Below are 23,349 nucleotides of genomic sequence, written 5' to 3'. Positions count from 1 at the left end.
CTGGGAGCGTGAGCATCAAGAGCGAGCGTCCGGTGAGTGCCGAACAGATCAATGCGGCGTTGAGCGCTCTGGGAGCCGAACCGGCGGCGGATCCAGACGCGCGGCGCGCGGAGCCACGGGAACCCGATCGCCTGCGGCTGCTGGGCCATCTGCTGGCCAGGGCGGAGTGGGAGATCACCGCCGCGACACGGCTGTCCGAGGAGGGCGAGATCGAGGATGTCCTCGACACGATGCTCGGCTGGGCGGAGCAGCTCGACCATGATCCCGGTCTCGCGGTCAACATCCTGACGAACAGACTGCAGCGCACCGCCATACAGGTCTCGGAGTCCGACGCGGAGGAACCGCCGCCGGGTCGGGAGGCGTCCTTCGCGGCCGCGATGACGGCCCTGTACACCCTCAGCGCCCAGTTGCACGCCGATCGAGGGGACGTAGAGGGGACCAGGCGAGCCCTGAGCGGGGCGGAGGAAGCCCTCATCGACACCATGCAGGGCATGCACGACCTGCGGGTCGCCATCGGGGACACGGCCGGCGAGGACGCGGCGGACGAGGCCCCGGAGGACTGAGGCCGGTCCGGCGGCTGAGGACCACCGCCCGCTCCCGTCGCAGCAACGCACCACGGGGGCGGGCGACTTGACCCGTGCACCCTGGGCCTCCGTCGTCCAGGAGGACGGCCCGCCCGGAGCGCCCGGGCTTCCGGTCACGCGCGTCCGGCCGCGGCGCGGCGATGACCGCGCCGCAATCGGCACGTTTGCATGGGCGCGGACGGAACACACGATGAGCTGACAAGTTCTTTATGAGACGGAGCGGAGACGTACATGGGCATCATCGCGTGGATCCTCATCGGGCTGCTGGCCGGCGCCATCGCCAAGGCGCTGATGCCGGGCAAGGACCCCGGGGGCATCATCGTCACCATGCTGATCGGCATCGCCGGCGGTCTGCTCGGAGGCTGGCTCGGCAAGGTCATCTTCGGGGTCGACTCCATCGACGGGTTCTTCGACCTGTCCACCTGGGTCGCGGCGATCGCCGGCTCCCTCATCCTGCTCGTCCTGTACCGCCTCGTCACCGGCAATCGGCGCTCTCACGGTCACGCGTGACACCGCACGGCCGGACACACGCGATCGGCTCCCTCCCGTCAGGGGAGGGAGCCGATCGCGTTTCGGTGCCGCACCGACGCGCCGCGGAGTGCCGTCCGGGCCGGCGGCCACCGGCCCGCGGCAGCGGCGCATCACAGGGTCGAGGTCGTCCCCTCACCGGACGCGCTGCCCGCGAGCCACTGGTCCCATCCCAGATTGAAGGCGGCGTAGCCGTTGTCGGCGGGGGCCTTGGCACGGCTCGAGCCGGTGATGGTGACCGGATCCCCCTGCTTGACCTGGCCGTAGAACCACTTGGCGTCCGACATCGACAGGTGGACGCAGCCGTGCGAGCCGCGCGCGCTGCCGCTGCCCGGGTTGGGGTCGCCGGTCGAGTAGTGCACGTAGGTGCCGGACTGGGTGAGGTGGACGTCCCAGGGCAGCGTCAGGTCGTAGTAGTTGGGGCTGCCCTTGTCACAGCTGATGCCGACGCTGCAGGAGGTCATGTGGACCTTCTCCTGCTTGTCGATGACGGCCATCGTGCCGTTCCACGTCGGGTACTGGGCACTGCCCGCGTTGATCGACAGGGTGCGCAGCAGCTTGTCGTTCCTGGTCACCTTCATGGTGTGACCGGTCACCGACACATCCGCGCGTACGTCGTCGCCGACCGTGAAGGTGTGCGTGTAGCCATGCACGCCGTAGCGGCCGTTGCCGTTGCCGACGCCCTGCATGTCGGCGTCGATCTTCACCTTGGTGCCGGACGGCCAGTACGTCTTCGGTCGCCAGTCGGCGCGCTTGTCGCCGAACCAGTGCCAGGCACCGGCCACCGGCTGCGAGGCACTGACCTTCATGTGCTTCTCCACCGCGGCCCTCGCCTTCTCCGCCACCGGGTCGGTGAAGACCACCGAGATCGGCATGGCCACGCCGACCGTGGCCCCCGTCTGCGGAGTGATCGTCTCGAGCAGCATCGGCGGGCCCTTGGGCTTCGTCGGTGACGGTGAGGCGCTCGTACTCTGTTTGCCCGGTGCCTTCGCGTCGTCCCCGCCGGCCGTGTCACCACCGCTTCCGCCGCAGGCGCTCACACCCACCAGCATCGCGCCCGTGACGACTGCGATCCCTATGCCGCCCTTGCCCCGTCCCACGACGTGCCCCACTCTCTCGTCATTCGGCCCTGACAGGCCCAACGCCCTGTCAGACAGCCAGGACCCTGGCCACAGTTGCGTGTATCGCGTAAAGCGTGTTCCAAAACTCCCGGCCCGAGGCCCTTGATGCCCTGGGCGGCCCGTGGCAAGGGACCGCTGTGTCCCGTGGTACGGGAGACGCGCCGCCGGCCGGGCGGACCAGGAGCGACGCATACGGTGATCGTTCGGGGGCAGTCGAGTCCCGGGGAGGTGCCCGCTTCCCCTCAGTCGTGGCGCCACCCGGCGGGTGTGCGCCCGGGGATGTCACGGGCCCCGGTGACGGCCCGTCCGTCGAGAGAGGTTGCCGCCGTGCTGTTGCCCGCGGAGAAGGAACTGCGTGCCGTGCTGGCCCGCTTCGCCGAGGCGCGCTTCCGCCATGACCTGCAGCCCACCGGCCACTCGAGCCGGGAGTTGGAGGACACCTCCGGCACGCTCTGCGCCATCACCGGCGCCCCGTCGGTGGAGGATGCGCTCACCGCCGCCGACGCTCTCCTGGAACGGCTGCGAGCGGACCGTGGCTCGGGACGGAGGACGAGCCAGTCCCTGGCCGCCTGACCCGCCCGCCCTCCATACGGCGCCCGAAGCGCGCTCGCAGCCCGCCCAAGGGGCGCCCCGTCGGGCCGATCCGGCCCGGGGGCGCCGGGCGTGACGGCTCCCGATTCACGGTGTCCAGCGTGTCGTCGCCCGCACGCGCCACCAGCCCCCTCCCCCACCGGGTACAGGGGTTCGTCCGGTTTGGGACCCGAGTCCGATTGTCAGTGGTGGATGAGACGTTGGGGGAACCGAGTCGGAAAGAGGGGGGAGCCGCCATGTCCGGAAACCAGAACTACATCAACCACGTCGCCCTTGTGCTGGATGCCAGTTCGTCCATGTCGCACCTGAGCCGCAAGGTGGTCGAGGTGGCGGACCAGCAGATAGCCTATCTCGCCCGGCGGTCGAGGGAGCTGGACCAGGAGACGCGCGTCACGGTGTACGTCTTCGCGGACAAGGTGGAGTGCGTCATCTACGACAAGGACGTGCTCCGGATGCCGTCCCTCAAGCAGCTCTACCGCGTCGGCGGGATGACGGCCCTGCTGGCGGCCGCGCTGACGTCGCAGCACGAGCTGGCGCAGACGGCACAACTGTACGGCGACCACAGCTTCCTGACGTTCGTGCTCACCGACGGTCAGGAGAACGCGAGTCATCGCTGCCCGGACTCCTCTTCCAGGGATCCTCGTGAACTGGTCCAGGCCGTGTCGGAGATGATGCGGACGCAGCAGGACAACTGGACCCTGGCCGTCCTGGTGCCGGACCAGATGGGCAAGCGCGAGGCCATGCAGTGCGGTTTCCCGAAGGACAACATAGCCATCTGGGACGCGACCAGCACACAGGGTCTGGAGGAGGCCGGGCAGGTCATCAGGCAGGCCACCGAGAACTTCATGGTGGGCCGGTCCCAGGGCATCCGCGGATCGCGGGCGGTGTTCTCCACGGGTGCCCAGGCGGTCAACAAGAAGACGATCAAGGCGGCCGGCCTGACCCCGGTGAAGCCGTCGGAGTACCAGCTCATCCCGGTGGCCCGCCACGCGGGCATCCGGGAGTGGGTCGTCGAGTGCGGGCACGACTACCGCACCGGCGGCGCGTTCTACCAACTGAGCAAGTCGGAGAAGATCCAGGCGCAGAAGCGGATCGCGGTGCTGGAGAAGAAGACGGACCGGGTGTACACCGGGCCCGAGGCCCGGGCCCTGCTCGGCCTGCCGGACGTGGAGGTCCGCGTCAAGCCGGACCACAACGACGAGTACACGATCTTCGTGCAGAGCACCAGCGTGAGCCGCAAGCTCGTCCCGAACACACGGCTTCTGCTCATGCTGTCCTGACGCCGGGCGGAGGGACTCCCGGCCGGTCGGCGGCACACCGTGCACCGGTGTTCCCGGTCGACGGCCGGGCCGCCGGCCAGCGGGACCGGGGCGGGGCGTGCGAAGGCTTGCCGTGCGCCACCTGGTCTGGTTGGGTACCAGCTCCGTCGGCATGCGGCGTGCGCGGCGGACGGTGAAGTGGAGCGAGCTGCGTGCACATGTCGGAACAGCAGGACGGGTCGTGGACCTGGCCCGAGGGGCTGGAGCGGGCGATCCGGGGCACCGCCGAGGAGATCGCCACACTGGTCCGGAGCGCGGGTGACACGGCGCTTGCCGTACCGGGGTCGGAGTGGACCGTCGGTGAGGTCGCCGCGCACCTGGCCGTGGCGAACGAGCTGATGGCCGATCTGGCGGCCGGGCGGGAGCGTCCGTACGGTGACGGGACGCCGCAGAGTCTCGCCGCCGCCAACGCGGAGTCCCTCGCCGCCTTCACGGAGCGCCGGGCGGAGCCGCTCGCGACGATGATCACGGAGCAGTGCGAGAGGTTCCTGGAGGCGCCGCCGGGATCCGCGGCCGACGGCCGGGCGCCCGCCACGCCGCTGGGCCCGATGAGCCGGCCCGTTCTCGCGTCGTACCTGCTCACGCACATGCTCGGCCACGGCTACGACCTGGCACGCGCCATGAGGCGCCCGCACATGGTCGACCGGGCACGGGTGAACCTGTGCATGCCGTTCATGCTCTCGGTCATGCCGCGTGTGGCCGATCCCGAAGCCACGGCCGGACTGGAGGCCCGTTACCGGATCCGGCTGCGGGGCGGGGAGGCGTTCTGCGTGACGCTCGCCGGCGGTGCCGTGCGGGTGACGCCGGGCCCGTCGTCGCCGGGTGTGGACTGCACCATTCTGCTCGACCCCGTCGCCTTCCTGCTCATCGCGCTCGGCCGGGTCGATCCGTGGCGTGCCCTCGCCCGGGGCCGGATCATCGTCTGGGGTCGCAGGCCCTGGCTCGGTCCACGCTTCCCCACGTTGTTCACCGCGCCCTGAGCCGCGGCCCGACGCGGCGCGCGGTGTGGGAGACGGAGGGGCCGCCACCCGGCCCGTCGCGGCCGCAATTCCCGGCACGCGGAACCGAGTTCGGTCCGAGGCGTGCGGCTCGGCGCGGCGGCGCACGGCTCAGAGGGGCTGGATGCGCCTGCGCAGGAGGCAGAATTCGTTGCCTTCCGGATCGGCTAGGACGTGCCAGCCCTCGGAGCCGGTCTGACCGACGTCGGCCCGCTCGGCGCCGAGAGCGAGCAACCGCTCCAGCTCGGCGTCCTGATCACGGTCGGTGGCGCTCACGTCGATGTGCAGCGGCAGCTTCCCGGTCCGCGGGTCGTCGCTGGGACTGAGGACCAGGGTGGGCTGCGGGCCACCGAATCCGGTGTCGGGCGGCCCGATCTCGATGCTCCCGTCGTCCTCGCGGCCGAGTTCGACGTAGCCGAGGACCTCGCTCCAGAACGCGGCGAGCCGCTCGGGATCCGCGGCGTCGAGTACCAACTCACTGATGCGGCATGCCATGCCCGTCAGTCTAGGGTCTGCCGTCCGGATCGGGCCGGATCGGGGAGCGGGGTCCCACCCGGTCGCGGGCTCGGTGGGCACTGCCGGGCGGTCGGCGGTCCCGCACCGACTGCCGGGCGGCCGCTTTCACGAGCGGTGCTCAGTACGCGGAGTCGACGTTGTCGATGGAACCGTAGCGGTCCGCGGCGTAGTTGGCGGCGGCGGTGATGTTCGCGACGGGGTCGGTGATGCGGTTGGAGGTGCCGTCGACGTGGTAGGCCTTGAAGGTGGGCTCGATCACCTGGAGCAGGCCCTTGGACGGGATGCCGTTCCGCGCGTTCACGTCCCAGTTGTTCTGGGCGTCGGGGTTGCCGCTGGACTCGCGCATGATGTTGCGGTGCAGGCCCTCGTAGCTGCCCGGGATGCCCTTCTCCTTCATGATGGCCAGCGACTTCTTGATCCAGCCGTCGAGCTTGCCGGTGCTGCCGGTGGAGCCCTTGGCGTCGGCCTGGCCGTCGCGCGAGGAAGCCGCGACGGCGTGGGCGGTCTTCGGTGCCTCGGCGGCCTGCGCGGAGGCCGGCATCAGCGTGAGGGCCGCGGTCGCGGCGCCGGTCGTGGCGATGCCGGTCAGAGCGAGGGTGCGCAGGCGGGCAAGGCGGCGGTTGGCGGTGATCGCGGTCATGTAAGAGGAACTCCTGGGGACGTCTGGGAGGCGCCGGCCGGGTGCCGGTCACGGTGCGGGCTTCGGACCGGGGCCCGTGCTGCGGGACGCAGCGGGCATGCCCGGTGGTGTTCGCCCGGTCGGCCCCACGGCTCGCGGGGCAACGACCACCATGTTTGGCGGCATGCCGAAACCGCGCAAGAGTGTGACCTACTACCCGAGAGCGTAGAGAAATCGCATATCGGACTTCTCGCACCCAAGAGGCCGCGTCCACCACGAATCACCTCTACGATCCGACATAGGACGTGACATGGCTCCTATGGGACGCATCACCTTCTCCGCCCGGAACGGCGTTCCGATCCGGCCCCGCGGGGCGCATGCCGGGGCCCTCGCGCCGTGGGGATCGCGGGTCCGGAGGGAGGCGGGCTCAGTACCGCAGCGCCCCGACGGCCGCCTCGCCCGTCGTCGCCACGTGCCGGCGGCGGGTACTCACTGGCCCACTCGTCCGTCGATGCGTTCGCGCAGCAGGTCGGCGTGTCCGCAGTGGCGGGCGTACTCGTCGATCCGGTGCACCATGAGTTCGCGAATGGCGATCCGGTCCCTGCCGACGCGTTCGCCCAGGTCGGCGTACCCGGCCAGCGCGGCGTCGGTCGCGGCCTGCTCGCGTTCCAGGTCGGCGTGGGCCGCGTCGACGACCGCCTGCTCGGCGACGGCTCCGAGGAAGTCCGCGTCCCTCGCGCCGTACAGCTTCGGCAGTGGTTCGTCGTCACCGAGCCAGTTGCGCCAGTCCCGCTCCACCTCGGCGAGGTGGCGGAGCAGGCCGAGCAGCGACATGGTCGAGGGCGGGACCGACCTGCGGGCCAGCCGGTCCGCGTCAAGGCCCTCGCACTTCATCCGCAGGGTCATGCGGTAGTTCGCCAAGAAGTCCTGCAGCGTGGCGAGTTCGCCGTCCGGACTGTTGCCGTTGTCGCGGGGGTCCTCGTCCGGGTCGGTCCACATGTCGGGGTAGACGGTCGCCCGGGTCCAACGCGCTGGCTGTTCACTCATGCGTCGCATGATGCTGACCGACGTCCCAGGTCCGCCACCGAAATTCACATCGCGGGGAGGGCGGCCACCGGCGCGGGCGGGCGGGCGCGCCGCCCAGGGGGCGCCGGGGGCATCGGTGGGACGGACCGCCGAGGGGGGCGGCGCCGGGGCCGAGTTCCGGACCCGGCGCCGTGGCGCGCCGGTCGTCGAACACGGCGGCCGGGAGCCCACCAGGGCCTTGCCGGCCGGGTCCGGCACGCCGGAGCCGCGACGACGGGGAACGCACCGCGCCGGGCAGGGCATGGGCGCGGGCACGTGAGCCGCGCCGAGCCCGCGCCCATGCCCCGCCGCCCACGCCCTGCCCGCCCATGTCAGGGACGCGTCAGCCGCCCGTCAGGGGAGCCTGCCAGTCTTGTGCAGGTGAACGGGCCGGGAGAACACCGGGCCGGGAACGAGGAGAGGTGCCCGGAGTGGTTGATCGGGGACCGCGAGCACGCTCATGGTCGGACTCCCACGGGGTCCACGCAGGTTCGAATCCTGCCCTCTCCGCCACCGGCGGCACCCGCCCCGGCCCGCCCGGTGAGGGCGCGGCCGGGCCTCAGACGACCGACAGGACGATCTTGCCCGCGGTCCGGCCCCGCTCGCCGGTCTCGTGCGCCTTCGCCGCGTCCGCCAGCGGCAGGACCGTCTCCACCACGGGCTTCAGAGCGCCCCGCTCCACCAGCGCGGCGATCTCGCGCAGGCCCAGGTGGTCGGGCTCCACCAGCATCCACACCGCCCGGACCCCGCCGGGGGCCGCGGGTACGTCGTCGGGGCCGGGCAGGGTGACCAGCCGGCCGCCCGGCCGGAGCACCTTCACCGAGCGCTCGGCCGTCTCCCCGCCGAGTCCGTCGAGCACCACGTCGACGTCGCCCACGACGTCCTCGAACCGCACCGCGCGGTAGTCGATCACCTCGTCCGCGCCCAGCGAACGGACCAGGTCGTGCTTGCCGGCGCCGGCGGTGCCGATGACGTACGCCCCGCGGGCCTTGGCGATCTGCACCGCGAAGTGGCCGACGCCGCCGCCCGCCGCGTGCACCAGGACCCGCTCGCCCGGGCGCACGTCCGCCGTGTCGACCAGAGCCTGCCAGGCGGTCAGCGCGGCCAGCGGCAGGGCGGCCGCCTCCACGTGGGTGAGGCCGGCCGGCTTGGCGGCGAGGTGCCGGGCGGGCGCCAGCACGTACTCGGCGTAGGCGCCCGCCTGGCGCGGGAACAGCGGCATCCCGAACACCTCGTCGCCGGGACGCCACATCCCCACGCCCGGTCCGACGGCCTCGACGGTTCCGGACACGTCCCAGCCGACGGCGGGGACGGTGCCCCAGTCGATGAGCGCTCCACCGGCGCGGGTCTTCCAGTCCACCGGGTTCACTCCGGCCGCGTGCACCCGCACCAGAACCTCGTTCAGTCCCGGCTCGGGGCGCTCGACCTCGCGCTGGACCAGGTTCTCCGGTCCGCCCCACTGCTCCACGACCACCGCTCGCATGCCGACTCCCTCGACTTCCGTCTCGAATCCGTGCGTCACCGGGACCTCCCCGGCGCGACGCGGTCCACGATCCGGGAGAAGCGCCCGTCATGGTGTTGGCCGTCCGGCCACCATGTGACAGGATCTGGCCATGAGTGAAACGCGTGCCTCGCTGACGACGGGCGCACCCGACCGCGCGGTGGCGCCGTCGCCCCGCCGGCACCGGATCGCCGTGCTCGCCCTGCCCGGCGTCCCGCCCTTCGAACTCGGTATCCCCTCCCGCGTGTTCGGCAGCGTGACGGACTGCGACGGACAGCCTCTCTACGACGTCACCGTCTGCACCGCCGACGGTGCCCCGGTCCTCAGCGACGCGGGATTCACCGTGCAGCCCGCCGCCGGGCCCGAGGCCCTGGCCGCCGCGGACACCGTGATCGTCCCTCCCACGCACGCCATGCCCGAGCTGGGTCGCGGCGGCCCGCTGCCCCCCGAGGTGACGGCGGCCATCGCCGGCATCCGGCCCGGCACCCGTCTGGTGTCGATCTGCACCGGCTCCTACGTACTGGCCGCCGCGGGGCTGCTGGACGGCCGGCCGGCCACCACCCACTGGAACCTGGCGCCGGAGTTCCGCCGCGCCTACCCGAAGGTCAGGCTGGACGAGGAGGTGCTGTTCGTCGACGACGGCGACGTGCTGACCTCGGCGGGCGTGGCCGCCGGTGTCGACCTGTGCCTGCACATGATCCGGCGCGACCACGGTGCGGCCCTGGCCAACCGGGCCGCCCGCATGTGTGTCGTGCCGCCGTGGCGGGACGGCGGCCAGGCCCAGTACATCGACCGCCCGGTCCCGGAACCCACTGTCGCCAGCACCACCGCCACCCGCGCCTGGGCGCTGGAGCACCTCGGCGAGCCGCTGTCCCTGCTCCAGCTCGCCGAACACGCCCGGATGAGCCTGCGGACCTTCACCCGGCGGTTCCGCGACGAGGTCGGCATGACCCCGGTGCAGTGGCTCACCGCGCAACGCCTGGAACTGGCGAAGCAGTTGCTGGAGACCACCGATCTGCCCATCGACCTGGTCGCGCACCGGGCCGGCTTCGGCTCCGCGAACTCCCTGCGCGCGCACATGCGCACCACGTTCGGGGTCTCCCCCGCCGCCTACCGTCGCGCCTTCAGCCCCAACGACCTCGCCGCGCCCGTGTGAGGCCGCCCGCCGGTCTCCCTACCGACCGGGGACCCGGCGAGGTGGCCCTGACCGCCCAGGGCGACCGGCGTCCGCCCGGTCCGCCGGGCTTCCCGCCGGACCACGGAACTTCCCGCCGGACCGCAGGGGTGTCCGACACCACCAGGACTGCCACATCCGTCGCCCCGATGACACTTGTTTGGACGACACTCGTTCGATGACATCCCATCGACGGCGTGCGCTCGATGACACTCGCTGACACCGGCTCGCGTTTCGCGGACCTCGCGGGGGCGACCGCCGTCTAGCCTCGACGCGTGGGGCAGCCGGAGCAGCGTGCCGAGGGCGCGGGACCGTTCGTCACCAGGCGGACGTGGCGCCGCCCCGGCGGCGACACCGTGGTGTGGGAGTCACGGACCGCACGGCGGCGCGGAACCGTCACCGTCCGGCCACCCGGTGCCGCGCCGGACCGTCAGGCCCCTGCGGACGCCGTGTCCGTCGGCCGGCTGCGCAGGCTCAACGCCATCGCGGCGACCGCCTTCGTCATCGGCGGAGCCCTCTTCGCGGCGGGCGCGGGAGCCGCCCAGTTCGGCTCCGGCGACGCACTGAAGTCCGCCTCGATCTACTTCGCCGGGGGCCTGTTCTTCAACACCGGCGGCTACGTGTCGCTGCTCCAGGTGATCAACGCGCCGGTGCACACCGAGGGCCGGCTGAGCACGCTCCGCTGGCGGTGGTGGAGCTACGAGCCGATGCGGGTGGACTGGCTGAGCGCGTTCGTCCTGTTCGCCGGCACGCTGGTGTTCGGCCTGAACCTGATCGACTCGTTCCTGCGGGGTCTGAGCGTTCGGCAGATCAACCGGCTGATCTGGGTGCCCGACGTGGTCGGCTGCGTGCTCTTCCTGGTCTCCGGGCACCTGGGCTTCACCGAGATCTGCCACCGCGGCCGCCTCTGCGCCCACCCGCGCGGTCTCGGCTGGTGGATCGTCGCCGTGAACCAGCTCGGCTCGGTCCTGTTCATGATCTCCGCCCTCGCCGCCTTCACCCGTCCCGCCACCGGCAGCCTCGTCAACGCCGACATCGCGAACTGGGGCACGCTCACCGGCGCCCTGTGCTTCTCCGTCGGCGGCCTGCTCCAGCTCTGCGAACGCCCCTGACCCGCCCGCGGCACAGCACCCGATGCCATGGGGCGCCGCCCGCGGCGGCGCGTGATAGGTTCGGCGCCGTCGTGCGCCACAGCGAACCGAGGAGGTGAGACCGATCAACGCTTCGACAGGTCGGGACTCCCTCGCTCGCACGGTCCGGGGAGTGCCCGCGTAAGGCATTCCGAAAGGCCAAGGCCATGCGCTTCATCTCCGAGACGTCGTCCGACGGCGTCCGCGAACGAATTTTCCACCTCGGTGAGGTCCCGGGCGTGCTGTGGACCGCGGACGGTGCCGCGGGCACTCGTCCACTCGTCCTGATCGGGCACGGCGGTGGCCGGCACAAGAGGGCCCCCGGCCCCCTGGCCCTCGCGCGCCGCTTCGTGACCGAATGCGATTACGCCGTCGTGGCGGTCGACGCGCCGGGGCACGGCGACCGGCCCAGGCATGTGGAGTACGACCGGCTCGCGACCGAGAACCAGGCGCGTGCCGAGGCCGGTGAGGAACTGGGCCCGCTGATCGCCGGTTTCCACGCGCTGGTGGCCCGCCAGACCGTACCGGAGTGGCGGGCGGCGCTGGACGCGGTGCAGGCCCTTCCGTACGTGGGTCCCGGCCCGGTGGGGTACTGGGGTGTGTCGCTGGGCTGTGGGCTCGGGGTTCCCTTCGTCGCCGCCGAGCCGCGGGTCCGTGCGGCGGTGCTGGGCCTGGGCGGAGCGTCGGCGTCGGCGGAGGTCGCCTCGCGGATCACCGTGCCGGTGGAGTTCCTGCTGCAGTGGGACGACGAGCGGGTGCCGCGGGCGGCGGGCCTGGCGCTGTTCGACGCCCTGGCGTCGGCGCGGAAGACGCTGCACGCCAACCCCGGCAAGCACGGAGACCTCCCGGCGACCGAACTGGACAGCTCGGTGCGGTTCTTCACCCGGCACCTGAACTGACGCCACCGGGTCGACGAGAGGTGGGCGGCGGACCGGGTCGCCGCCGATATCGGGTTGCGTGGTTCCGTCCCCGGGGGCGAAAGTCGCCCGACACCGGAAGAAGGCGGAGCAGATGACCACCCAGCACCACCCCGTGGACCACGAACTCGTCCGGGCCGCGGCGCATGTGGCCGGCACACACTGCCGGGGCGAAAACCACACCATGGCGGCCGCGGCCCGGGCCCGCGACGGCCGGATCGTCACCGCGGTCAACGCCTACCACTTCACCGGGGGCCCCTGCGCCGAGCTGGTCGTCATCGGCGCGGCGGCCGCCCAGGGCGCTCATGAGCTGGAGACCATCGTGGCCGTGGGCGACCGGGACCGAGGGGTCGTTCCTCCGTGTGGCCGCTGCCGGCAGGTACTGCTCGACTACTTCCCCACGCTCCGCGTCATCGTCGGCAGCGGTGACGGCATCCGGGCGGTTCCCGTCTCGGATCTGCTGCCGGAGGGCTACGTCTGGGCCGACCACCGGCTCGACGCCGGGTGAACCGGCGCCGCATCGGGTGAGCCGGTGCCGCGCCGGGCAGGCGGCGCCGTCCGCGTCCGCCGACCGGGGGTGTCAGGGCGTCGTCAGCCTTCCGTCAGTGGTCTGCGGCAGTCTCGTACTCGTGAACGGCACGGGAACGGCATCCGGGCCGGTCAGGGAGAGGTGCCCGGAGTGGTTGATCGGGGACCAGCGAGCTCGCCTCACGGTCGGGCCTCCTCGGAGGCCCACGCAGGTTCGAATCCTGCCCTCTCCGCGAAAGGGCCGCCGGCCCCGCACGGACCGCGGGCCCGTCACTGAAGTGACGGGCCCGCGGTCCGTGCGGGGCGCGATGTCAGTGGTTGGTGAGCATGCCCTCGCGCAGCCGGGCGAGGGTGCGTGAGAGCAGACGCGAGACGTGCATCTGCGAGACCCCGAGGCGCTCACCGATCTGAGCCTGCGTGAGTTCCTCCACGAACCGCATGTGGATGATCTGCCGGTCGCGCTCGCCGAGCCCGGCGATCAGCGGAGCCAGGGCATGGAAGTCCTCCACCAGCCCCAGGGCCGCGTCCTCGGTGCCGATGAAGTCCTCCAGCGCGGCCTCACCGTCCGTGCTGTTGTTGATGGTGGCGTCGAGGGAGGCGGAGTTGTAGCCGTTCGCGGCGAGCCGGGCCTCGCGCACCTCTTCCTCGGACAGGCTCATCAGCTCGGACAGCTCCCTGACCGACGGCATGCGGCCCAGGCGGCTCTGCAGTTCCTCGGTCGCGCGGGCCAGTTGCACCCGGGCCTCCTGCAGCCGCCGGGGCACGTGCACGGCCCAGGTGGTGTCGCGGAAGAACCGCTTGATCTCACCCACGATGTAAGGGATGGCGAAGGAGGTGAACTCCGCCTCCCGGGAGAGCTCGAAGCGGTCGATCGCCTTGATCAGGCCGATCATGCCGACCTGGACGATGTCCTCCATCTCCTCGGCGCCCCGGCTGCGGAACCGGCCGGCCGCGAAGCGGACCAAGGACATGTTCATCTCGATCAGGGTGTTACGGGCGTACTGGTACTCGGGCGTGCCCTCTTCCAGCACCGTCAACTGGTGGAAGAACAGCCTGGACAGCTCGCGGGCGTCCTTGGGGGCCACCCGGGAGGGGTCGGCGACCTCCGGCAGCTCCGCCGTCCGCGTTCCTCTTGCCACCATGCTCGTGGACGTCATGCTTCCCCTCCCGGAGTTCCAGACCGTCACCGCTGTCGTATCACCACGGCCGCTGCCCTGGGGCCGGCGTCCGATGACGCAGCGCGTACCCCCTCATCCTGCACCCACGCCTGCCACTCGCACCAATTTGCGGAACCGGCCGCCTGCGCTGCGACCGACTTCCTCTTCCCCGTCGCCACCTGCCTCACCGGCCTGACGATGCCGACCACCCCTACCGGTGCCCTGGTGGGCGCCAAGGACGCCGTCCACGTACTGGACAGCAGCAAGACCTGCGGCGGTGCGAACCCGCGGCGGCCGGCCGGGACCATGCCGCGCGACACCCGGCTCGGCCCGGTCAGCGGCCGCTGGGGGGAAGTGGACGTCCTGGGCCGGCGCCCTTGGGTCCACACGCGCTTCCGCGACCGGATCGCCGCCGCCGACCGGGAGGCCGGCTTCACCCCTCAGGACCCGACGGGGAGCCGCGGCCGCGTGCGGTGGTGCGGCACGCATGGCAGATGCCCCCGGGCTATGCGAGATCACGGTCCGGTGCCGACCCCGTCCACCGCCGCAACTCGCCGTGTGCCACGTCCGTTTGCCCGCATGTGTATGACGAACACCTTTTCACCACCGGCCCTTCCCGCCTGCTGGGTGCCTACTGGCTGGAATCCGCCGACTGGCCCTCCCCGAAGCCCTGTTGCAGCTTCGCACCGGCCCCGAGCCGCCGGTCGGCGAGCGGTGTGCGCCTGACCTGGACCGCGTTCACCGTGGCCGCCTACGCCCTCATCCTCACCGCACTCGCCCTCACCGCCACCGGCTGACCCCTTCCGGTATCCGCTCGGCATCGCCGAGCGGATGTTCCGTCCCGCCGCGGGCGCCGCGCCGGGGCGGTGCGGCCGGCGGGCCCGGTCGGCCTGGGCCGCGGCGGCACGGGACCGGCTCACGGAGCGGATCCGGGCGCGGGGCTGCGGGAGGCGGATCGCGGCAAGGGGGACAGCCCGGGAAGATGAAGGCCGGCGGTCCGGAACGCGGCCCGCACCGGCGGCGCCGCGCCTCCGGGTGGCGCGGCCCGCTCCTTCGGCCGGCCGGTGGCCCCGATCGGGGGGCATGTCGCCGGCCGTGCATCCACCGGCCGACCGCCCCGGAAAGACATTCGTGGACGGTCCACCGGACCGGCCGCCCCGTGGCCGGCCGGCACGGCCCGACGCCTTCGACAGGAGACGCTCATGCACCACTACGGCTGGTGTCCACGGCATGCCCGCGGCCGGGGCTGAGGGGGGACGCGCCGTGCACTGGCTCTTCGGCGACCAGCTCGGACCGCACTTCCTCACCCCCGGCGACGACGGCCCCGGGCGGGACGCGCCGCTGCTGATGATCGAAGCCCGGTCGGTCTTCCGGCGCCGCCGCTTCCACCGGGCCAAGGCGCACCTGGTGCTCTCCGCCATGCGCCACCGCGCCGCCGAGCTCGGCGACCGGGCGACCTACGTACGGGCCGACACCTACCGCGAGGGACTGGAGCGCGCGACGGGCGGCCGCCCGGTCACCGTCCACCACCCGACGTCGTACGCCGCCGCGCGGCTGGTGCGCTCGCTCCCCCAGGTCGCCGTGGGTCCCGCGCGGGGCTTCCTGGTCCCGGTGGACGACTTCGCGACCTGGGCGGACGCGCACCGCGGAAAGCGGCTCCGGCAGGAGGACTTCTACCGGTGGGTGCGCCGCGGGCACGACCTGCTGATGGACGGCGACGCCCCTTCCGGAGGGCAGTGGAACTACGATCACGACAACCGGCAGCCGCCGCCCCGCCACGCCTCGTCCCTTCCGGTGCCCGCGCCCTACCGCCCCCGGGAGGACGAGATCGACGACGAGGTGCGCCACGACCTCGACCGCTGGGAGAAGGGCGGTGACGTGTCCTTCGTCGGACGCGACGGCCCGCGCCTGTTCCCCGCGACCCGCACCGAGGCGCGAGCCGCCCTGAGACGCTTCCTCTCCCACCGGCTCGGCACCTTCGGGCCCTACGAGGACGCCGTGCTCGCCGCCGACCCGGTGATGAGCCACAGCCTGCTGTCCACGTCGCTCAACCTGGGGCTGCTCGACCCGGCCGAATGCGTCGAGCGGGCGGAGGCGGAGTGGCGGGCCGGGCGGGCACCGCTCAGCAGCGTGGAGGGGTTCGTCCGGCAGATCGCCGGCTGGCGCGAGTACGTGTGGCAGCTCTACTGGTACTTCGGCGAGGACTACCGGAACTCGAACGTGCTGCGCCACGTCGCCCCGCTGCCGCGGTGGTGGAACGAGCTGGACGCGGACGCGGTCGAGGCACGCTGTCTGCGCACGGTCCTGGAGCAGGTACGCGACACGGGGTGGGCGCACCACATCCCCCGGCTGATGATCCTCGGCAGCCACGCCCTGCAGCGGGGCTGGGACCCCGCCGCGGTCACGGACTGGTTCCACCGCTGCTTCGTGGACGGCTACGACTGGGTCATGGTGCCCAATGTCGTCGGCATGTCCCAGTACGCGGACGGCGGCCGGATGACGACCAAGCCCTACACCTCGGGCGGCGCGTACGTGAACCGCATGAGCGACCTGTGCGGACCGTGCCGCTACCGGCCGGGAGAGCGGACCGGTGAGCACGCCTGCCCCTACACCGCCGGCTACTGGGCCTTCCTGGACCGGCACCGGGAGCGGCTCGGCCGCAACCAGCGCGTCTCCCGGCCCGTGCGGCAGTTGGAGCGGCTGGCCGACCTCGCCGAGGTGCGGCGTCAGGAAAGCGCGCGGGGCGACGCGCCGCCCTGAGCGCGGCGCGCCGCTCACCCGCGCCCGAGGTCGTCCAGCACCTCCCGCGCGGCCCGGGTGCCCGACGCGAGCGCGCCCTGGACGGAGCCGGTCGCCCGGTGGTCCCCGCAGAGGTACCGGCCCGGTGCGAGGCGCGTCGTACGGCTCAGCGGCCACGGCGGCCGCATCACGGGCAGGGCTCCCGCCACGGTGTACGCGGCGACCTGCCGCCACTCGCCGGTGTCGGTGCCGTAGAGCTCGGCCAGGCGCCGCAGGACGGCCCGGCCCGCGTCCGGGCGGTCGGGTCCCAGCACGGAGGTGGAGACCAGCGCGGTGCCGGGCGGCCCGTACGTGGGCGCCACCTCGGTCAGGACACAGGTGTTGAGCACCGCCCCGGTGCCGTCCACCACCAGGGTCGGCTCGGCCAGCGGGGATCGCGCGGCGGCGTGGTAGTAGGTGGTCACGGTACGGCTGTCCGGCACGGCCCGGCCGGGCAGCAGACGGGCCGCCGTGACGGCGTCCGTCGCCACGACGACGGACGCCGCGGGCAGTTCGCGGCCGTCGCCGAGGAGCACCCCGGAGCTGGTGACCTCGGTGACCGGTGTCTCCAGCCGCAGCACGCGGTCGGGCAGGGCGGAGGCCAGTTGGGCGGGTACCGCGCCGATGCCGTCGGCGGGCAGGCAGAGCGTCCCGCGGGCCATGCTGCGCCAGACCAGGTGGAAGAAGCGGCCGGAAGTCTCCAGTTCGTGCTCCAGGAACACACCGGAGAGGAACGGCCGCAGGATCTCGTCCACCGTCCGGGCCGAGACACCTGCGCGGGACAGGGTCTCGGCGGTTGAGCGGTCCGCGCCCCGCTTGAGGACGCCGGCCGGCAGCAGGGTGTCCCGCGCGGTGAGCGCGCCGAGGGCTGCCAGGTCCCGGGCCGGCAGGACCCGTCCGGGCAGCAGCGCTCCGGCGTCCTTCGGCCGGCGGGTGGGGTCGGTCAGACGGACGGGGCCGTTCGAGGTGTGCGCGAGGACGCCGGGTGTGAACGGCCGCAGTCGCAGGCTCCTCAGGTCGAGGCGCCGCTTCACCTGGGGGTAGGAGGTGTTGAACACCTGGAAGCCCCGGTCGAGCAGGAACCCGTCCCGCCGGTCCGTGCGTACGCGGCCGCCGACACCGTCGGAGGCCTCCAGAAGCGCGACGTCGCGCCCGGCGTGGCACAGGTCCAGTGCGCAGGCCAGGCCGGCGAGCCCCGCACCGACGACGACGGTGTCCGGCTCCCGGGTGTGCCGATTCATCAGTGTCCCCTTCCTTCCACGCGGTCACCTGTACCCCGAAAGCCGGGGCGGGCCTCGCGGCGCGCCCGCCCCGGCTCTCGGTCACACCCGTTCCGCCGCGTACCCGTTCCGCCGCGGCGGGGTGCGCCGCGGACGCCGTTGCGGTTGCGACGGGCATCGGGGCTCGGGCCCTGCCCGGCGCCGGTGCGGCGGTCCCGGCGGACTCGTCCGGGAGGCGAGGGCCCCGTTGACGGCCGTCACCCGGGCCGTTCGCGCCGCGCACGCACGTGGGGCCCGGCCGTTGCGGCCGGGCCCCGTCCACGGATCAGGCGTGGCGTGTGCTGTGCGTCGGAACGCTCGTCTACCAGCGGTACCAGCGTCCCTTGCGGCCGCCGCTGCCCGCGGGCCGCACCACGAAGCCCAGCAGCCACACGACCAGAACGATCACCGCGATCCACCACAGCGCCTTCAGGGCGAAACCCGCGCCGAAGAGAATCAGGGCCAGCAGAAGAACCAGAACCAGGGGAACCATGATTATCAACCTCCTGGCCACCGCATGCCCCTGGTCCACCTGCACAAGCACGTGAACAGGCTGGTTTTTTCCACGAGATGAAGGGCATGTGCGCGTGTCGCGGTGATTTCCGGGGGCGGTGTGCGACCGGGCCGCCCCCGGCGGGCTCACACCGGTTCGGGTTGCGGTTCCCGCTGCGGGACCGGCACCGCGACCGGGTCCCAGAGCCTGGTGGTGCGCACGTAGGCGTGGATCACCGAGGCCATCGCCAGAACGAGGAGCGGCCCGGACAGCCACGGATATCTGGCCATCTCGACCGGCAGGCAGCGGTAGGACACGAGAAGCGCGGCGAAGACCGCCGTGCCGTGGACGACGAGCCGGGTCCCCTCACGGTCCCAGCCGCGCTCCAGGGAGCGCAGGCCCGCCTCGATGGTGAGCGTGAACACGACCCCGGCGATGAGGTCGGCGCCGTAGTGGTAGCCGAATCCCAGGGTCGCGGTCAGCGTGGCGACCAGCCAGAAGGTGCCCGCCCAGCGCAGCGCGCGGGGGCCCCTGCGGGAGTGGAGGAAGATCGCGGTGGCCCAGGCGGTGTGCAGGCTGGGCATGCAGTTGCGCGGGGTGATCCCGTCGAACGGCATGTGGTGCGGGCCGGTGATCGGGGTCGCGGTGTCCGGCCACAGGTCGGCCACCGCCCAGTGGCCGCCGTCGGCTCCGTAGGCGAAGACCGGTCCGACCACCGGGAAGACCAGGTAGACGGCGGGTCCGAGCAGGCCGATGACCAGGAAGGTGCGCACCAGGTGGTGGGGCGGGAAGCGGCGCTCGGCGGCCACGTTGCGCAGCTGGTACATCGTGACGACGACGGCGGCCACCGCGAGCTGGGCGTAGACGTAGTCGAGCGCGTGGGCGCCGATGGGTCCGGTGGCCCGGACGAGCCGGCCCACCAGCCAGGACGGGTCGCCCAGCGCGTGGTCGGCGGTGGCCACGTACTGGTCGAGCACCGTCGGGCGGGTCTTCGAGGTGATGACCAGCCAGGTGTCGCCCGTCTTGCGGCCGGCCACGAGCAGCAGACCCAGCCCTACGCCCTTCAGCAGCAGGACGCGTTCCGGCCCGGTGCGGCGCGTGACCGCGATGACCGCGCAGCCGATGAGCACCCACAGCGCGCCGTTGCCGAAGGGGTGCCCTTCGGACAGGTCTGCGCCCGCCGCCCAGCGGACCAGCAGGACGACGGCGTCGATGCCGATCGCGGTGCAGGTCGCGATGATCCGTTGCCGCCAGGTGAGCACGACCATCATCAGCGCCATGCTGGCGTACAGCAGGAAGCCCGACTTGGGCGGGAGGATCACCTCTCGCGCCTGATTGGTGATCGGTCCCGCCAGTCCGTAGTGGCGCGCGGCGAACTCGAGCGCGACGAGGAATCCGAGGGTGACCGCACCCGCCGCGGCCCACAGGATCGTCCGGGGTTCGCGCCACGGAACGGACTTGACTCTGCTGCTTATTCGCGAAGACACCCGCGATGGTATCGATATCAAGGTTTCGGCCGATTTGTTGGTTTTCGGGTGAGTGGGTCGCCATTCACGCCGAACGGCATGTTCTGTCGTGACACGACGAGCGTCGAGGGCGCTCGCCCCGGCCGGATCATGCTATCGGAGGGGTGCGGGCGGATTTGAGCGATAAGTGGCCGAGCCGGGGCCGGACTCCGACGGCAGGCCGGGTCACTCCGTGTGCCGTTCCCGGCCGCCGATGTGACGCAGTGTCGACTTCACCCGCGGAAGCGTGCCGTCGGACCGGGGGACGATCCGGAAGATGCCGACACCGGCGAGCAGCGGCGGGGGCTTATGGATACCCTCGCGTCAGACACGTTCCCTGATCCAAAGCTACGCGCCCGGGAGAGGACTCGGTGGCAGCAGACGATGCCGGCGCCCGACCGGCCGGAGCCCCGGAGTTCCTCCGGTATGCCCGAGAGCGCCGCGCGTCGAATGGCACGCGGGTCGCGCCTCTGCTTCCGGCCGCCCCGCGCGGCCCCGCCGCGCACCGGGGCGCGACCGCGTCGCCGGCCGTCGTGGACGGCCGATGAGTTCGGCGGCCCGGCTTCGCCGGTGGCACAGGATGCGCAGGCGCGACAGGGAGATGCGTCAGCTCGCCGCGACACTCATCGACCCCATCCGGGAGAGGCTGAGGGCCGCCACCGGCGCGGGCGGTGGTCCGCCGGGCGACGGGGCGGTCCTGGATCCCGAGGACCTGTTCCAGGCCCTGGTGGACTCGGCCAGGCGGTGGCGCGGCGCCCGCAGGCTCGAGGTGCACCGTGTGCCCATCCCCCGCGAGTTCAAGGCGACCGGGATGTGGCTGGAGCGTACGGACCGGGACGACGTCGTCATCGAGCAGAGCGCCGAGATCTGGCACCAGGCGCAGATACTGGGTCACGAACTGTGGCACATGCGGCAGCGGGAGGGTCTCGCCGCGCAGCAGCCGGCCGCCGGGGGCTGCGGCTCCCTGGAGTCGGGGCACGAGCACGGCGCCCGGCCGGCCGCCGCGCGTTCTCGTTTCGACGACGATCCGGAGAAGGAGGCCGAGTTGTTCGGGATCCGGGTCGGCCAGCAGATGCGGGCGCTGATGGAGCGGGACGTGATCACCGGTGAGACGGCCCGCCGTATCGCCGACGCTCTCAACTATCGGGGAAACCGGAAATGAGCGGGGCGATAAACTACGTGAGCTGCGGTCTGCTGTGGGTCGGGCTCCTGGCCAAACTGCCGGATCTGATCCGCCATCGCGGCGAACTCTCCCAGCGCGCGATCAACGGGGTGCTGGCGTTCGCGTCGCTGTGCTTCCTGTTCGGCGCTCCTCCTTCGGTCGGGGTGATCAACCGGGTCAGCGGTGTGCCCAACCTGGCCGCCCCGCTCACCTACGGCTCCATCACCGCGTACAGCGCGTCGCTGCTGATCCTGATCGCCTGCTGGCGCGGCGGCCCGTCGGTACGGCGCACGACGCGGCGCTGGATGTGCGGCTACGCGGCGGTGCTCGCGGGAATAGCCGGGCTGTTCGCACTGGGGACGACACCGCGCGAACGGCGCACCGACTTCGACACGTACTACGCGACGACGCCCTGGATCGCCGAGATGGTCGTCCTGTACCTGGTCGCGCACCTGACCGCCGTGTCGGTCAGTGCCCTGTGGTCGCTGCGCTGGGGCTTCGAGGCGGAGGTGCGCAAGCGGCCCTGGCTGCGGGCCAGTCTGCTGACGATCGGCACCGGCACGGTGATCACCGCCGGGTACAGCATCTCGAAGCTGATCGCCGTCGCCGCGCGGTGGTCCGGCCGGGACTGGCCCCTGCTCGCGACGTCCGTGCCGCCCGTCTGCGCCGGTCTGGGCGCCCTGCTGACGGTGGCCGGGGTCCTGCTGCCGATGGCGGGCTACCACCTTTCGGCATGGCGGGACTTCTTCCGGCTGGCGTCACTGGACGCCGCACTGGATCCGGTGCTCCGCGACCGCGCCCTGCGGGTGGACCGGCCGCGCTCCCCCTTCCTGTGGGGCACCTGGCGCCGGAGCACCATTCTCAACGGCCTCCACGCGCTCGAGTCGCTCTTCGACACACGGCTCTTCGACGAGGTCCACGACGCGGAACTCAGGAGGACGGGTGACCGGGAGAGGGCCGTCTCCGCGGCGTGGGCCGCCACCATCTCGGCGGCCGCGCAGCGCAGTACCCAGCCCCTGCTCGAACCCGTGGGCGCGCCCACCCGGTTCCCGCATCCCCGCGATGCGCAGGCCCTGGTCCTGATCGCCGACGCCCTGAAGAAGTCCGCGCGGGTGACCCGGGCGACCGCCCACGTCGCCGGCGGGGCCGAGGCGGCCCGGCCGCGTGTCTGACGACGGCACCGCCCCGGCCCCGCTCCCGGCCGTCCCCCCACACAGCAAGAGGACCTGAACGGAGTCCCCCACCCTATGAGTCCTGTCGTGTACACGGCGGCTTTCCTTCTGGCCCTGGCCGCCATGCTGCTTCGCCGACCACGCACGACTCCCCGCTCACCCCTGACCGTCGCCAGCCGGGCCACCACCTTCCTCGCCGCCGTCTGCTTCGTCTGGTCGGCGCCGGTGACCCTCGCCGCGGTCAACCACGCCACCGGCGTCCCCAACGTCGGCGCCCCGCTCACCTACGGTTCGATCTCCGCCTTCAGCTGCTCGCTGATCATCCTGCTGATCCACTGGCGGGGCGGGCCGCAGGAGCGGATACGGCGCATGGTGCGGCTGACGGTCGCGGTGTACGGGACGCTCGTCGTCGCCATCGTCGTGCTGTTCGCCCTCGCGGACGCGCGCACGGAGCGGCTCACCGACCTGGACACCTACTACGCGAACACCCCGTACATGCGGGAGATGATCCTGCTCTACCTCGTCGGGCACCTGACGAGCACCATCGTGCTCAGTGCCGTCTGCCTGAAGTGGGCGCGCGACGAGGTCACCGGCCTGCTCCGGATCGGTCTGCGGCTGATCCTCGCGGGCCTGCTGGTCGACACCCTGGGATTCACGCTCACCAAGGTCACCGCGGTCGCCGCCCGCTGGCTCGGGTACGACCTGGACGTCCTGTCGACCACTGTGGCACCCCCCGCCGCCGCCCTCGGTGCCCTGATCTACTCCGCCGGCTTCGTCCTGCCGCGCCTCGCGTCCGCCGCGGCGGCGGAGCGGCAGAGCCTGGCCACCTACCGCGCGCTCAAGCCCCTGTGGCCGGCGGTGAAGGACGTGGCGACGACGCCGAGGGCGGAACCGACCTGGTGGCAGTTGTGGTGGCAACTGCCGAGCAACCGCCTCTACCTGCTGGAGGCGAACATCCGCGACGCCCTGCTGCAGCTCACGGCGCACTTCGACCAGCGGGTCGGCCACACCGCGTACACGGCGGCCGTCCAGCGCGGCGAGCGGCAGGACCGGGCACGCGCCGCATCGGAGGAAGCGATGATCATGGACGGATTACGCCGTGCGTCGGGCAAGAGCGCCGGCCCGGCCGATCCACCGGAGAAGTTCCGCATCACCATCGACCTGGTTGAGCTGGCGAACACCGTGCACCGCCTCCACACGGCGGCGCCGGAGCGAATAAGTACCCAATGACG

Annotated in this window: 23 protein-coding genes and 2 pseudogenes; 16 read left to right on the top strand and 9 right to left on the bottom strand. The window is 72.3% G+C overall.

Features of this window, described 5'->3' with window-relative positions; all coding sequences use genetic code 11:
- Window positions 1-8 precede the first annotated feature (8 nt).
- Together MXD57_RS19580 and MXD57_RS19575 are read left to right on the top strand one after the other, a co-directional pair.
- Complete coding sequence (locus MXD57_RS19580; protein ID WP_250402830.1) at window positions 9-563, top strand: hypothetical protein; 555 nt, start codon at window positions 9-11, stop codon at window positions 561-563.
- A 252-nt stretch (window positions 564-815) separates the two neighbouring features.
- Window positions 816-1,094, top strand: coding sequence for a GlsB/YeaQ/YmgE family stress response membrane protein (locus MXD57_RS19575; protein ID WP_250402829.1), 279 nt, complete (start codon window positions 816-818; stop codon window positions 1,092-1,094).
- Between the two features lie 131 nt (window positions 1,095-1,225).
- Here the strand turns inward: MXD57_RS19575 and MXD57_RS19570 are convergent, their stop codons facing one another.
- A complete protein-coding gene (locus MXD57_RS19570; protein WP_250402878.1) occupies window positions 1,226-2,164 on the bottom strand; it encodes a L,D-transpeptidase in 939 nt (312 codons plus the stop codon).
- 396 nt (window positions 2,165-2,560) lie between these two features.
- On the opposite strand from MXD57_RS19570, the gene MXD57_RS19565 reads away from it, so the two are divergent.
- From MXD57_RS19565 to MXD57_RS19555, 3 genes are all read left to right on the top strand, one after another.
- On the top strand, window positions 2,561-2,806 hold the full coding sequence (locus MXD57_RS19565) for a DUF5133 domain-containing protein (protein WP_250402828.1): 246 nt from the start codon (window positions 2,561-2,563) through the stop codon (window positions 2,804-2,806).
- Between the two features lie 254 nt (window positions 2,807-3,060).
- Window positions 3,061-4,104: a vWA domain-containing protein gene (locus tag MXD57_RS19560; protein WP_250402827.1), complete on the top strand. Its 1,044-nt coding sequence runs from the start codon at window positions 3,061-3,063 to the stop codon at window positions 4,102-4,104.
- Window positions 4,105-4,301: 197 nt separating this feature from the next.
- On the top strand, window positions 4,302-5,123 hold the full coding sequence (locus MXD57_RS19555) for a maleylpyruvate isomerase family mycothiol-dependent enzyme (protein WP_250402826.1): 822 nt from the start codon (window positions 4,302-4,304) through the stop codon (window positions 5,121-5,123).
- A 129-nt stretch (window positions 5,124-5,252) separates the two neighbouring features.
- Here the strand turns inward: MXD57_RS19555 and MXD57_RS19550 are convergent, their stop codons facing one another.
- The 3 genes from MXD57_RS19550 to MXD57_RS19540 all read right to left on the bottom strand — a co-directional run bounded on the left by MXD57_RS19550 (window position 5,253) and on the right by MXD57_RS19540 (window position 7,332).
- Window positions 5,253-5,636, bottom strand: a complete 384-nt coding sequence (locus MXD57_RS19550) for a VOC family protein (protein ID WP_250402825.1) — start codon at window positions 5,634-5,636, stop codon at window positions 5,253-5,255.
- Window positions 5,637-5,775: 139 nt separating this feature from the next.
- Window positions 5,776-6,297, bottom strand: coding sequence for a transglycosylase SLT domain-containing protein (locus tag MXD57_RS19545; RefSeq protein ID WP_250402824.1), 522 nt, complete (start codon window positions 6,295-6,297; stop codon window positions 5,776-5,778).
- Window positions 6,298-6,765: 468 nt separating this feature from the next.
- A complete protein-coding gene (locus MXD57_RS19540; RefSeq protein ID WP_250402823.1) occupies window positions 6,766-7,332 on the bottom strand; it encodes a DinB family protein in 567 nt (188 codons plus the stop codon).
- 425 nt (window positions 7,333-7,757) lie between these two features.
- Here MXD57_RS19540 and MXD57_RS19535 point away from each other — a divergent pair.
- Window positions 7,758-7,854: pseudogene (locus MXD57_RS19535) on the top strand.
- Between the two features lie 46 nt (window positions 7,855-7,900).
- Here the strand turns inward: MXD57_RS19535 and MXD57_RS19530 are convergent.
- Window positions 7,901-8,824, bottom strand: a complete 924-nt coding sequence (locus tag MXD57_RS19530; protein ID WP_250402877.1) for an NADP-dependent oxidoreductase — start codon at window positions 8,822-8,824, stop codon at window positions 7,901-7,903.
- Window positions 8,825-8,954: 130 nt separating this feature from the next.
- Here MXD57_RS19530 and MXD57_RS19525 point away from each other — a divergent pair, with 130 nt between their 5' ends.
- From MXD57_RS19525 to MXD57_RS19505, 5 genes and pseudogenes are all read left to right on the top strand, one after another.
- Window positions 8,955-9,998 (top strand): GlxA family transcriptional regulator, encoded by a 1,044-nt coding sequence (locus tag MXD57_RS19525; protein ID WP_250402822.1) that lies wholly within the window; start codon window positions 8,955-8,957, stop codon window positions 9,996-9,998.
- 293 nt (window positions 9,999-10,291) lie between these two features.
- A complete protein-coding gene (locus MXD57_RS19520) occupies window positions 10,292-11,128 on the top strand; it encodes a hypothetical protein (RefSeq protein WP_250402821.1) in 837 nt (278 codons plus the stop codon).
- Between the two features lie 185 nt (window positions 11,129-11,313).
- Window positions 11,314-12,045: a dienelactone hydrolase family protein gene (locus tag MXD57_RS19515; RefSeq protein WP_250402820.1), complete on the top strand. Its 732-nt coding sequence runs from the start codon at window positions 11,314-11,316 to the stop codon at window positions 12,043-12,045.
- A gap of 112 nt (window positions 12,046-12,157) precedes the next feature.
- On the top strand, window positions 12,158-12,571 hold the full coding sequence (locus MXD57_RS19510) for a cytidine deaminase family protein (protein WP_250402819.1): 414 nt from the start codon (window positions 12,158-12,160) through the stop codon (window positions 12,569-12,571).
- A 156-nt stretch (window positions 12,572-12,727) separates the two neighbouring features.
- Window positions 12,728-12,824: pseudogene (locus MXD57_RS19505) on the top strand.
- A 78-nt stretch (window positions 12,825-12,902) separates the two neighbouring features.
- On the opposite strand, the gene MXD57_RS19500 reads toward MXD57_RS19505, so the two are convergent.
- Entirely contained in the window at window positions 12,903-13,748 is an 846-nt protein-coding gene (locus MXD57_RS19500) for an RNA polymerase sigma factor SigF (protein WP_250402818.1), read from the bottom strand.
- Between the two features lie 581 nt (window positions 13,749-14,329).
- Between MXD57_RS19500 and MXD57_RS19495 the strand changes: the two genes are divergently transcribed.
- A complete protein-coding gene (locus MXD57_RS19495; protein WP_250402817.1) occupies window positions 14,330-14,545 on the top strand; it encodes a hypothetical protein in 216 nt (71 codons plus the stop codon).
- A gap of 466 nt (window positions 14,546-15,011) precedes the next feature.
- Window positions 15,012-16,508: a cryptochrome/photolyase family protein gene (locus MXD57_RS19490; protein ID WP_250402816.1), complete on the top strand. Its 1,497-nt coding sequence runs from the start codon at window positions 15,012-15,014 to the stop codon at window positions 16,506-16,508.
- Between the two features lie 14 nt (window positions 16,509-16,522).
- Here MXD57_RS19490 and MXD57_RS19485 read toward each other — a convergent pair whose 3' ends face one another.
- From MXD57_RS19485 to MXD57_RS19475, 3 genes are all read right to left on the bottom strand, one after another.
- Window positions 16,523-17,767 (bottom strand): NAD(P)/FAD-dependent oxidoreductase, encoded by a 1,245-nt coding sequence (locus MXD57_RS19485; protein WP_250402815.1) that lies wholly within the window; start codon window positions 17,765-17,767, stop codon window positions 16,523-16,525.
- A gap of 340 nt (window positions 17,768-18,107) precedes the next feature.
- The gene (locus MXD57_RS19480) at window positions 18,108-18,278 is read right to left on the bottom strand and encodes a hydrophobic protein (protein WP_250402814.1); all 171 of its coding nucleotides are present in this window, start codon (window positions 18,276-18,278) and stop codon (window positions 18,108-18,110) included.
- A 146-nt stretch (window positions 18,279-18,424) separates the two neighbouring features.
- Window positions 18,425-19,708 carry a phosphatase PAP2 family protein gene (locus MXD57_RS19475; protein ID WP_250402876.1) on the bottom strand — a complete coding sequence of 428 codons (1,284 nt, stop codon included), beginning with the start codon at window positions 19,706-19,708 and terminating at the stop codon, window positions 18,425-18,427.
- Window positions 19,709-20,363: 655 nt separating this feature from the next.
- Between MXD57_RS19475 and MXD57_RS19470 the strand changes: the two genes are divergently transcribed.
- From MXD57_RS19470 to MXD57_RS19460, 3 genes are all read left to right on the top strand, one after another.
- On the top strand, window positions 20,364-20,945 hold the full coding sequence (locus MXD57_RS19470) for a toxin (protein WP_250402813.1): 582 nt from the start codon (window positions 20,364-20,366) through the stop codon (window positions 20,943-20,945).
- Window positions 20,942-22,117, top strand: a complete 1,176-nt coding sequence (locus MXD57_RS19465) for a hypothetical protein (RefSeq protein ID WP_250402812.1) — start codon at window positions 20,942-20,944, stop codon at window positions 22,115-22,117. The genes MXD57_RS19470 and MXD57_RS19465 overlap by 4 nt, the downstream gene beginning before the upstream one ends.
- A gap of 75 nt (window positions 22,118-22,192) precedes the next feature.
- Complete coding sequence (locus MXD57_RS19460; protein ID WP_250402811.1) at window positions 22,193-23,347, top strand: MAB_1171c family putative transporter; 1,155 nt, start codon at window positions 22,193-22,195, stop codon at window positions 23,345-23,347.
- Window positions 23,348-23,349: the final 2 nt, after the last annotated feature.

The organism is Streptomyces cellostaticus, assembly GCF_023630175.1.
Taxonomy (GTDB): domain Bacteria; phylum Actinomycetota; class Actinomycetes; order Streptomycetales; family Streptomycetaceae; genus Streptomyces; species Streptomyces cellostaticus_A.
The sequence above is the reverse complement of the archived record's forward strand: the minus strand, read 5'-3'. Positions and strand labels throughout refer to the sequence as shown.